Genomic DNA, 11,352 nt, shown 5'->3' with positions numbered 1-11,352 from the left:
TTACTACTGACCACCTAACCAGCAGGTGTTGCAACGACCCCTAGAAACCGCCCATGATGCTTAGCGGCCGTTTGCGTCCAATGGCGGAGTGTGGCGGCGATAACGCGACCCGCCTGGACGGCCAGCGGCCGGCCCAACGTCAGCCGGCCCGCCCGACTACCGCGCGGCGTCGACCTTGTCCAGGGCGTTCAGGGCGCTCTCCATGGTCCCGGCCAGGTGGCTGGCGGGGGCCGGCTTGGCGAACAGGTAGCCCTGCAGGGAGTCGCAGCCGCGGTCCATCAGGTATTTGGCCTGCGCGGGCGTCTCGATGCCTTCCGCCGTGACTTTCAGGCCGAGGGCATGCGCTGCGCTGATCATGGTGGCGAAGAACGGGAGCTGTTCCTGGCCGGTCTTGATCATGGCCACGAAGGAGCGGTCGATCTTGACCATGTCCAGGGGCAGTTCCTGGAGCCGGCCGAGCGTGGAATACCCGGTGCCGAAGTCGTCCATGGCAATCCGGACACCGGCGCCGCGCAGCTGCCGCAGCTGGCCCAGCACGTCCGAGGAGGCGTCGAAGAACACGCTCTCCGTCAGCTCAAGCGTGAGCTGGCGCGGGTCAACGCCCGTGGACGCCGCAATTGCCAGCACGTCYGCGGCGAAGTCCCGGTGCTGGAACTGCAGGCCCGAGACGTTCACGGCGACGCTGTAGGCAGGATCGCCGGCCAGCCAGGGCCGGATCTCGGCGCAGGCGCGGCGCAGGACCTCGTYGCCGATCTCGCGGATCAGGCCGCTCTGCTCCGCGACTGGCAGGAACTGGTTCGGCGGCACCAGCCGGCCGTGCCGTTCCCACCGCGCGAACGCCTCGAACTGCACCACCGAACCGATGCCGGGCGAGACCACGGGCTGGTAGTGCACCGAGATCTGGCCCAGTTCGACGGCGCGCCGTAGCCCGGAATCGCCGTCGGCCTTGTGGGCCGCGGTGGTCAGCATCTCCGGCCGGAACCGCATCCAGTTGTTCTTCCCGGCAGCCTTCGCGGCGGTCATGGCGACGTCGGCCTGCCGCAGCAGTTCCGCGCCGTCCAGCGTCTGCCCCGACTTCGACGCCAGGCCCATGCTGACGCCGGGCCGGACCATGGAGCCGCCCACGCGCAGGGGGGCGTAGAGGGACTCGGCGATCCGCTTGGCCACCGCGTCCGCGTTGAGGCATTCGGTGAGCAGCACCGCGAACTCGTCTCCGCCGAGCCGGGCTACCGTGTCATGCGGGCGGACGCAGTTGCGCAGCCTGGATGCAACCTCCACCAGCAGTTCATCGGCCGCGGAGCGTCCCAGCACGTCATTGAGGTGCCTGAAGTCATCGAGGTTCAGCAGCAGGATGTCCACCGGATCCGGGCGGCGCAGGGCCGCGGCGAGCCGCTCGTTGAAAAGGGGGCCGTTGGGCAGCGCCGTCAAGGGGTCGCGGAGCGAGCCCGCCTTGAGTTCGTCGTCGTGCTCGGCAAACGCCGCAGGAGCGGCGGCCGCTGGACCTCCGGAAAGTGAAGCTCCCGCTGCACCAGAAGTACGACGGCGGCCAAAGTCGCYGCTGAGGGTGCGCCCGGCGCTGTCGGCGCCCGGGTTCCGGCCTGCGGCGCCGCGGATGGAGAGGGCCACGGACGTTCCGGCGTCGGCTGCTCCGGCCGGGGCGGGGACCAGCGAGCACGTGATTTCGACCGGGAGTTCCGTGCCGTCGGAGCGGCGGCCCGAGCCTGCGAACGGGGAGCCAGCGGACGGGGTGCCGGGGCTTGTGGCCTTGGCCAGCCCGGCCAGGACGCCGTGGAATTCCTCCCGCGAGGCCTCGGCCAGGAGCATGCTGTGGTCCGCGCCGAGGAGCTGCGCCCGGGGGTAGCCGAAGAGCCGTTCCGCGGCCGCATTGAGGAAGGAGATGGCTCCGTCCTGGGCGACCAGCAAAAGTGCATCCGGGCTGTACTCCAGCAGTTGTTGTGCGAAACCAGCTTCCACGATGTCTAACAGCCCCCCGGCGATGAATACGGATAGCGGGCACCTTGCGAAAAGCAGGGTGCACTGCGCTGACTGAATCATATGCGGTGCGGGCTTCCCGGGCGTGATGGCCATCATGCCGCAACCAAAGGTGTCGAACGCGCCGGCTGCGCAAGTGCACCCGGCCCGGCCGCGCTGACACGAGCCCTGCTACCCGGGCACCAGCCATGCTACCCGGGCACCAGCCCTGCTACCCGGGCAGCGGCACGCCCTCGTGGCCGGCGATGGCCGCCCCCATCTGGGACTCGCCGATCACAGCTTTGTAGTGGCCAACGAGTTCGGAGCCGAGCACGGACCACGTCCGGCCCTGGACCGAGGCGTGCGCGGCCGCGGCGAACGCTCGGCGCTTGGCGTCGTCGCCCATCAGGTCCATCACCCGGGCACGGAACCCGGCGAGGTCGCCGGGTTCGTACAGCCAGCCTGTCCGCGAGTTCTCCACGAGGTCCAGCGGGCCGCCGCGGCCCGTGGCCACCACCGGCACCCTGGACGCCATGGCCTCCTGGATGGTCTGGCAAAAGGTCTCGAACTCGCCGGGATGGACGAAGAGATCGAACGAGGCCACTGCCCGGGCGAGGTGGTCGCCGCCGAGGAAACCGGTGAAGACCGCCTGCGGCAGGGCAGCTTCCAGGGCGGGCCGCTGGGGCCCGTCGCCAATGATCACCAGCCGGGTCCCGGGAACATCCGCCAGCACCGCCAAATCCTCCACCTGCTTCTCGGCCGCCAGCCGGCCCACGTAGCCGATGATGCGCTCGCCGCCGGGCGCCACGGAAGCCCGCCAGCCGGCGTCGCGCTTCGCTGGGTTGAACCGCTGGGTGTCCACGCCGCGCCGCCACATGTCCACGCGCGGAATGCCGCGGCCGCGGAGCTGGTTGAGCGCGAAAGTGGAAGGAACCAGGGTGCGCGAGACCAGCAGGTGGATCTGGTCCACCCGGTTCCAGGCCCAGTTCTCCAGGAAGGGGACGCCGTAACGCCCCGCATAGCCGGGCACCTCGGTCTGGTAAATGGCGACCGTGGGAATTCCGAGCTGGTGGGCGGCCTGCGCTGCCCGCCAGCCGAGCACGAACGGGGACGCGAGGTGCACGACGTCGGGCGCGTAGTCGGCAAGGATTCGCTTGACCCGATACACACCGCCCATCGCCACCCGCAGATTCGCGTAGCCGGCCAGCGGGACCGAGGGGAGCCGGAGGACGTGGGCGCCACAGACCTCGTCCGGTACATCCGTGTCCTGCGTGGACGGCGCGATCACCAGCACCTCGTCCCCGCGCTCCTGCAGATGCTCCAGCACGCGCAGGATGGAGTGGGTGAYCCCGTTCATGAGCGGCAGGAATGATTCGGCGACGATTGCGATCCTCACCCCTCCACGGTGCGGGCGGCGGTTTGCGGCGCGGGGGAGCAGGCGTGGCCGGGAGGGGAAGAGTGGGTTAACAGGCGGGCGAACTCAGGAGGGAACGCCACAGGGCGCGCAGAAAGGCGGACGGCCGGGAACTAGTCGGGCACCCTTACGTGGGCGCAGTTCAGCGCGGCCATGCGTCCACGGCGCAAACCCCACGAAGCAGAGGTGCCGGATGGCATGACGAAAGTCGAGCTACAGCGGGTCGGGCCAGTTGCCGACCGGGAAGCGGGCACGGATGCCGGAAACCGGACCGCAACGCGCACGCTTGTTGCCTTCCATCAGAAATACCTCCAGAGGCTACGGAACTTCAGAATACGCCCGTCGCCTCCTACCGTCCAGAGGGTCAATCGGTCTTGAGGACATCCGGAAGTTCGTCCACAAACACCGTCTGCGGCGGCTCAAAATAGATGACCAGTACCTGCTCGCCCACGGCGAAAACGCTGGTCTTGTCGAAGGGGTGCGCGTGGAACGCACTGGTTCCGCCGCGGACCGGCAGCATGACCTCGCCGATGGTGCCCGGGCCGATCCGTCCGGTGACGCGGCCGATCTTTCCGGTCAGGCTCCGGTCAACATCCTTATGCATCAGAACCCCAGCACATCAGAACCCCAGTACATCAGATCCTCCGGTTCCCCGCGCGCATTCCCGCCCCTACGCCTCGGGCGCCTTTGCGGGCCGTTTCCCGCCATCCCGGGTGTTTTTGAGGGCCGTGGAGAGCGCCGGGAGGTAGTCGCCCACCTGTGCCAAAATACCGCCGATCATCCGGTTGACCCCTTCGCCGCCGTTGAGGACGGTCATCTGGCCGACGTGTGCAAAGGGTTCGGCGGCCGCCGCCACGATCGCCGGCATGTTCTCGGCGAGCTGCTGGGAGATGACGGCGTCCTGGTTGGTGCCCAGTGCTTCGGCGCGGGCCTTGATGCCTTCTGCCTCGGCCAGTGCCTTGGCCTTGATGGCGGAGGCGGYGGCATCGCCGCGGGCCTTCGTGGCGGCGGCCTCGGCTTCGCCGGTGACCTTGGTGGCCCCTGCCGCTGCTGCTGCCGCCGTCGCGTTCGCCTGCGCCTGCACCTCGGTCCGCCGGGCGTTGGCCTGGGCCTCGAGCTCGGTGCGCCGGGCAAGTGCCTCGGCCGCGCTGATGTCCGCCGATTTCTGGCCTTCCGCGTCGGTGCGCTTGGCGTACGCCCTCGCGTCGGCGGGCTTGCGGACGGTGGTCTGCAGTTTCTGTTCCTCCCGGTCGGCCTCGAGCTTGGCCACCTCGGTTTCCTGGACCACCACCTGCTGGCGGGCCGTCGCGTCGGCCAGCGGCCCGGCCTGGGCCGCGTTCGCCTTGGCGCGCTCGGCGTTGGCCTGCGCCTCGGACTGCCGGATCGCGGACAGGCTCCGGGCGTCGGCAATCAAGGCCTCGGCCTCCGCTTCCTTTTCCGCCGCCTCGCGGTTCCGGGTGGCCTCTGCGATGCGGGCCTCCATCTTGACCATGGCGATGTGCGGCTTGGCGATGTTCTGGATGTAGCCCGTGGGGTCCTGGAGGTCCTTGATCTGCAGCGAATCGACGACGAGACCCAGCTTCTCCATTTCGACGCCGCTGGCGCTGCGGACCTGGGAGGCCAGCTTGTCGCGCTCGCGGATGATTTCCTCGACCGTCATGCTGCCGATGATCGAGCGCAGGTGGCCTTCGAAGACGTTGTATACCTGGCTTTCCATCTTGGGCTGCTGGCCCAGGAAGCGCCGCGCGGCGTTGGCAATGAACGGCGGGGCGTCGCCGATCTTGTAGATGACCACGCCGTCGACAATCACCTGGATGCCCTGGGAGGTGACGCAGGAGACCTTGAGTTCGGTTTCGTTCAGCGTCAGGGACAGCGGCCGCACCGTCTGCAGGCCCGGCAGCACCAGGGCCCCCTTGCCCGTGACGATCTTGAAGTCCATCCCTTCACGGGTTTCCAGCGTGCCGCGCGTCAGGCCGGAGATAATGAGGGCCTCGTTCGGTTCCGCCACCTTCCACATCAGTTTTGTTGCCACCCAGATGACGCCGACGACGGCGACCGCCCCCAGGATGATCGAAATGAGCGGATACAAAAATGACAAGTCCGGCATAACCAGGTCCTTTCACGGCGGTGGAAAAGATATTAAGCAAAGCCCCAAACGATGCTGCTGGTAGTCCCCGGCCGGCCTGGAGGCAGAAATTCCCACGCCGCCCAGCCAGCTGTTGTAGACAGTCTGTGGTGCTTCCGGCCGGGAGTCCAGCAATTCGACAATGTCCGGGCATACGCCCAAGTCCCGCCGGTGCCTAAAGCCCCTGTTGGGAGCCTCCGCCGCCGTGCCAGCGTGGAAGAGGGTGCGAGCGTTGAAGGGCGGACGAGCGCGCGTGCCTGAGTGAGCCGGGAACGGCGGAGGCCCTGAGTGCCTGCCCGTGAAAGGGGTGATGGGTGATGCTCGGCTCTCCTCTCGGGATAACACGGACGGCCGGGATCGCGTGGGACATCTGGCGGGCCGGTCGGGCAAGCCAGGATGAGATCGACCGCCGGCAGCGCGACCGGCTCGCCGCGCTGGTTGAGTGCGCACGGTCCTCCTCGCCCTTCTACCGCAGGCTGTACCGGGACGTCCCGGACACGGTCCCGGACTCAGCCACGGACCGGGCCAAGGACCGGGCCCAGGACCTGGGCAGGTATATAGGGGAGCTGCCTCCGGTGGGCAAGCGCGAGCTCATGGAGAACTTCGATGACTGGGTGGCCGATCCCCACGTCACGCTCGCTGGGCTGAGGCACGACCTGCTCGATGACCCGTCGCGGATCGGCGGCCTCTACCGCGGACAGTACCTCGTGGTGACGACGTCGGGATCCACCGGTGAACCCGCGGTCCTGGTCCATGACCGGACCTCGCAGCTGGTGGCCAGTTTCCTGGGCCCGATCCGCGAACGGCGAACCCTGATGGCGGCCAAGGAGGCGCGGGCTTTCCTGCACCGGGGGCTGCGGGCCGCGGCGCTGATCGCGGACGGAGACCACTTTGCCGGCATCGTGCTGACCGAATCCGCGCGGCGGCACAGCCCCCGCATCGCCCGCCGGGTGCGCGTCTTCTCCGTGCTCCGGCCGCTCCCGGACCTCGTGGCGGACCTCAACGACTTCCAGCCGACAGTGCTTTACGGGTATCCGAGCGCCATGGTGCAACTGGCCGCCGAACAGAGGGCGGGACGTCTACGGATTCATCCGCTCCTGGCGGTCGCGTCCGGGGAGAGCCTGGCAGCCCACGCCGCGGCCGAGATCGAGGCGGCCCTCGGCTGCCGGGTTACTGAGCGATACCTTGCCTCCGAGGCGCTCGCCCTGACCAGCCGTTGCCGGCAGGGGCTGCTGCACATCAATGCGGACTGGAACATCGTGGAGCCGGTGGACGACGCCTTCCGGCCCGTCCCGCCCGGCGAACTCTCCCACACGGTGCTGGTCACCAACCTGGCCAACCGGGTCCAGCCGCTCATCCGGTACAACCTGGGCGACCGGGTGCAGCTGGCTGCCGGCCCGTGCACCTGCGGCAGCCCGTTCCCCACACTGCGGGTCGAGGGCCGCAGCGGCGGCGTGCTGAGCTTCGCTGCCGCCGACGGGGCAACGTTGGGCGGGGCAAGGTTGGATGGGACAGGATCGGACGGGACAGGGTCGGACAGAACAGGGTCGGACGGTGCAGTGCCGGACGGCAACGTGGTCACCGTGCTGCCGTTGGCGCTGGGCACGGTGATCGAGGAGACCGCCGGGGTCCGCCGTTTCCAGGCGATCCGCACCGGGCCGCGCTCGCTCACCGTGCGGCTCGAGCTCTGGCCGGATGCCGCGACGACGGCCGTGCGGACGGCGGTGGGGGAGCGCCTGGGTGCGTTCTTCGCGGCCCAGGGCGCCGCCGGCGTCGACGTCCGCTTTAGCGATGAGCCGCCCCGGCCGGACCGCAGCGGCAAGTTCCGCGAGGTGTGGTCCGCCTGAGCCGGCTGCTGCTGTCGCGGCTGTTAGGGCTGTTAGTGCTGTTCCAGGATCCGCCGGGCGTCCTGCTGGGCCTGGAGCTGCTGCGGGGTCACGGACTGTCCGGTCAGGAACCCGGCGGCGGCCATGATCCGGCGCAGCTCCGCGACGCTGCGCGGCGTCCGTACCCCGTGGTGCGCCATGGCGTGGCAGTTGGCGCAGAGCGGGACGAGGTCTGTGATGGGGTCAAGTTCATACCCGCTGCCCAGCTGTGACACCGGGACCAGATGGTGGACCGGGATGAAGTCCTTGCCGATCTCGCCGTAGGCGATTTCAAACGAGAATCCGCACGCGGCGCAGCTGGTCCCGTGGTGGGCGACGCAGACCCGCCGGGCGTCCGGACTGTGTTCGTACTTGTTCACCTCGACCCGGGTGACCGCCGCCGCCGGGACGGTGCCGGGCACGGGCTGGGTGGGGTCAGCCGGCAACGGTCCAAACTCACCCCAGAGGCCGCGGAGCAGGGGCTCGACGGCGGGGTCGACGGCCAGCGCGGGGCCGTGAAGGGCTTCCCAGTCGATCCCTGGCACGGCCTCGGCGAGGACCCCGGTCGGGACCTGGTCGCCGGCGGGCAGGAGGGCGTCGAAGTCCACCTGGAGGTAGAGCGGGGATGCGCCGGGCTGTGCGTCGTCCGGTGCGCCGGCCCGGGCGGCGCTCGCGGAGTCCGGTGCCTGGGCGCGGAGAGCCTGCCGTTCCGAGACGATAACGCCGTGGCCGATCAGACCGCGTCCGTGGCGGCCCTGGAGCACCAGCCACGCGTCCGTGCCGGCGGCGTTGCCGGCGTCGCTGTCGAGAGACGTCCCGACGTCCCAGCTGGCCAGGTGCCGGCCGGTTTCGGCGACCTCTTCCAGCACAGCCGGGTAGGTCCAATCGTTCCATTCGTCGGGGTCCCAGACGAGGATGATTGCTGTCATCTGCCCATTGTCGCAGTGCCCGGACTGCCTGCGGCATTGTTGAGCGGCCCGGTCGGCCCGGTCATGCACGTGGCGTTGAGGGTGTCCTCCGCGATGGACTCCATCTGGTGCAGTATGTGGGTGTCCCCGCGTGGGAGCGGTTCCGGCGGGTAGGCCACGGCCATGGTGAGCTGCCGCGTTCCGTCCGCGCTGGTCATGGTGATGGTGCCGTAGCCGGGCACGTCGCCGGGGTGGCCGTAGTAGAAGTCGTTGGTGCACAAATCGTTCCAGCGGACCACGCCGAGCCCGTACCTGGCGTAGAGCGGGCTCTCCATTTGCGTGATCGTGGCCGGCTTGAGCAGTTTGTTCTGCAGCAGCGCGCGGTAGAACGTATTCACGTCCGCCACGGAGGACACCATGCCGCCGGCGGCGTTGTCGATCTGGGCGGCCGGATAGGTGACGTCCAGTTGTTTGCGGTCCAGCGCGATGTAGCCGTGGACCATGGACGACGGCGCCGGCCCGGCCGCCGTCATCAAGGTCTCGCTCAAGCCCAGCGGCTCGATGATGTCGGTGCTGATCACCTCGCCGATCCTCCGGCCGCTCAGGCGCTCGACGATCAGCGCCAGGGCAATGTAGTTCGAGTTGGAGTATTCAAATCCCTGGGCCAGCTTCGCCTGCCAGGAGATCCGCCCCGCCATGGCCAGCAGATCAGCCAGGCTCACCTTGGTGGTCAGGGCTTCGCGCACCGTGGCCGGATCGAACAACGGCCCGTCCACCGACGGCATGCCGGAGCGGTGCTGCAGCAGCTGGCGGACGGTGACCGGTCCCGGCGGATGCATCACCTTGTTGAACTCCGGCAGGTAGGTGCTGACCGGCGCGTCCAGTTCCAGCCGGCCCTCCTCGGCCAGTTTGAGCACGCAGACGGCAACCATTGACTTGGTGACCCCGCCGATGTGCACCGGGTCCGTTATCTCGGCCCGGGACGGGCTGTTCAGGTTTCGGACCCCGTAGGCCGCGGACCACTCGTCCCCGCCCACTCGGACCTGGATGAGGACGGCCGGGGCGCCGTCGTCGAGCAATCTCCTGCCGAACTGTTCGAGCACGGCCCGGTAGCCGGAATCGGGCGACGCCGGCGCCGGCGGTTTCGGCCCGGGGACGCAGCCGCCGAGGGCGGCCGTAAGCACGACGGCGAGGATTGCGGCCGTGAGCCGGCGGGATTTTGCGCGGATCCAGACCATCGGCATGAGGGTCCTTCTTGCAGGTCGGGAGTGCAGTCAGGGCAGGAGAATGCCCCCAGCCAGGCACAGTCCTAATGCTTGTGATGCTCCTCAGGCAGACATCAGTCGACCAGAGCCATAAGTCACGGGTATGGATTCGACGTTGCCTGCGACATTCCGAGATCGCGGGCAACCGGCGCAGCGGGCTCAAAGCATTCGACCATCCATATAGTCCCGGCCCGGCACTGGAGCTATTCGGTTCGTCTTGGTAGCTTCAACGCATGGCCATCAAACTTGAAAACGTCGGTATTGCGGTTCGTGACCTCGAAGCAACAATCGCCTTTTTCACCGACCTCGGTCTCACGGTCGTCGGCCGTGACACGGTCAGCGGCGAGTGGACCGACACTGCCGTCGGACTTGATGGCAACCACGCCAAGATTGCGATGCTCCAGACCCCGGACGGTCATGGCCGACTTGAGCTCTTCGAGTACATCCACCCTCAAGCGATCGAGTCGAACCCAACCCGTCCCAACGACATCGGAATGCACCGCGTGGCCTTCTCGGTTGACGACATCGACAAGGCCCTTGAGATAGCTGCGAAGCACGGATGCCGCCCGCTCCGTGGTGTGGCGACCTACGGTGACGACTACAAACTCACGTATCTCCGCGGCCCCAGCGGAATCCTCGTAATGCTCGCCCAGAAACTGAAGAAAGACTGACACCAGGATCGGCCCGATTAGCCTGTGAATCGCAGGAGACCAGCGGTTCGTTGTTCGTCTTGGGCCTTGTCTGGCACTATTCCTCCTGCCGGTATTGTCTGCCCGATTGCAAGCACGGACAATGTCGCGCCATCTGGGGACGCCGCTAGCGGAGCCCTGCTCACAGTTATCTGCGCAAGGCGGGGGTCGCCCGATGATGGATGGCGAGCAGGGGCGCGATGGGACATGATCAGAAGATGCGCCGATCCGGAAGGACTGCATTCTGGGCGGTCCCGCCGGCCCTGCGTGGCTACAGGATCGAGTGGCTTCGCCACGACTTGGTGGCCGGCGCCGCGCTCTTCGCGATCTTGGTCCCCGCTGGCATGGCGTACGCCCAGGCCGCCGGCCTTCCACCGGTGACCGGCCTGTACGCGACGGTAGTGCCCCTGCTTGTCTACGCGGCAGTCGGGCCATCGCGTGTGCTGGTGCTGGGCCCGGATTCCGCGCTCGCTCCGATGATCGTGGCAGCCTTGATTCCCTTGGCCGCGGATAACGAGCAGAAATCCGTGGCCCTGGCCGGTCTCCTCGCCATACTGATTGGCGGCATCTTGCTGCTCGGCTCAGTGCTGAGGTTGGGAATCGTCACTGGACTGCTGTCGAAGCCCATCCGGCTCGGYTATCTCAACGGCATCGCCTTGCTGGTGGCCGTGTCCCAGCTTCCCACCCTCCTGGGGATCTCCGTGGAAGGCGGTACACCCTGGGAAAAACTCATAGCCGCCGCGCCGAAGGTGCTTGCCGGCGAGACCAATTTGACGGCACTACTGCTCGGCTTGGTCTCGCTGGCGCTTATCTGGGTTCCCCGCCGGCTGAAATGGAAGGTTCCGGGCGTGCTCATTGCGGTGGTAGTGTCCTGCCTCGCCGTGGCCGTGCTGGGACTCGAAGAGCGTTTGACGGTCACAGGTGCCCTCCCGCAGGGGCTCCCTGCACCGGCCCTGGGCGGAATTGGCTGGGCCGACGTCCTGACACTGCTGCCCGCTGCCGCCGCAATCGCCCTCATCGTCTTCGTTGATACCGGAACCCTGGCCCAATCCCTGGCGGCCGCAGAGGGCGGCAGGGTATCCGGCAACCACGAAATGGCAGCCTTGGGCGCGGTG

Annotated in this window: 9 protein-coding genes; 3 read left to right on the top strand and 6 right to left on the bottom strand. The window is 68.0% G+C overall.

The features are described 5' to 3' along the window. Positions 1-156: 156 nt before the first annotated feature. The 4 genes from AC1D1S_RS15065 to AC1D1S_RS15050 form a co-directional block, all read right to left on the bottom strand. Positions 157-1,974 (bottom strand): putative bifunctional diguanylate cyclase/phosphodiesterase, encoded by a 1,818-nt coding sequence (locus AC1D1S_RS15065; RefSeq protein WP_476994820.1) that lies wholly within the window; start codon positions 1,972-1,974, stop codon positions 157-159. A 229-nt stretch (positions 1,975-2,203) separates the two neighbouring features. Next, on the bottom strand, positions 2,204-3,367 hold the full coding sequence (locus AC1D1S_RS15060) for a glycosyltransferase family 4 protein (RefSeq protein ID WP_476994819.1): 1,164 nt from the start codon (positions 3,365-3,367) through the stop codon (positions 2,204-2,206). Positions 3,368-3,749: 382 nt separating this feature from the next. Then, complete coding sequence (locus AC1D1S_RS15055; RefSeq protein WP_476994818.1) at positions 3,750-3,989, bottom strand: hypothetical protein; 240 nt, start codon at positions 3,987-3,989, stop codon at positions 3,750-3,752. Positions 3,990-4,055: 66 nt separating this feature from the next. Beyond that, positions 4,056-5,492 carry a flotillin family protein gene (locus tag AC1D1S_RS15050; protein WP_476994817.1) on the bottom strand — a complete coding sequence of 479 codons (1,437 nt, stop codon included), beginning with the start codon at positions 5,490-5,492 and terminating at the stop codon, positions 4,056-4,058. A gap of 335 nt (positions 5,493-5,827) precedes the next feature. On the opposite strand from AC1D1S_RS15050, the gene AC1D1S_RS15045 reads away from it, so the two are divergent. Continuing rightward, positions 5,828-7,357 carry a phenylacetate--CoA ligase family protein gene (locus AC1D1S_RS15045; RefSeq protein ID WP_476994816.1) on the top strand — a complete coding sequence of 510 codons (1,530 nt, stop codon included), beginning with the start codon at positions 5,828-5,830 and terminating at the stop codon, positions 7,355-7,357. A gap of 32 nt (positions 7,358-7,389) precedes the next feature. Here the strand turns inward: AC1D1S_RS15045 and AC1D1S_RS15040 are convergent, their stop codons facing one another. After that, complete coding sequence (locus AC1D1S_RS15040) at positions 7,390-8,304, bottom strand: HNH endonuclease (RefSeq protein ID WP_476994815.1); 915 nt, start codon at positions 8,302-8,304, stop codon at positions 7,390-7,392. Continuing rightward, positions 8,301-9,527, bottom strand: coding sequence for a serine hydrolase domain-containing protein (locus AC1D1S_RS15035; RefSeq protein WP_476994814.1), 1,227 nt, complete (start codon positions 9,525-9,527; stop codon positions 8,301-8,303). The genes AC1D1S_RS15040 and AC1D1S_RS15035 overlap by 4 nt, the downstream gene beginning before the upstream one ends. A 254-nt stretch (positions 9,528-9,781) precedes the next feature. On the opposite strand from AC1D1S_RS15035, the gene AC1D1S_RS15030 reads away from it, so the two are divergent. Continuing rightward, positions 9,782-10,219: a VOC family protein gene (locus AC1D1S_RS15030; RefSeq protein ID WP_476943936.1), complete on the top strand. Its 438-nt coding sequence runs from the start codon at positions 9,782-9,784 to the stop codon at positions 10,217-10,219. 236 nt (positions 10,220-10,455) lie between these two features. Continuing rightward, positions 10,456-11,352: SulP family inorganic anion transporter (locus tag AC1D1S_RS15025; protein ID WP_476994813.1), on the top strand; the 897-nt coding region annotated here is incomplete at its 3' end.

Source organism: Arthrobacter sp. P1_A5 (assembly GCF_056406825.1).
This window is presented reverse-complemented; position numbering and strand designations above follow the sequence as displayed.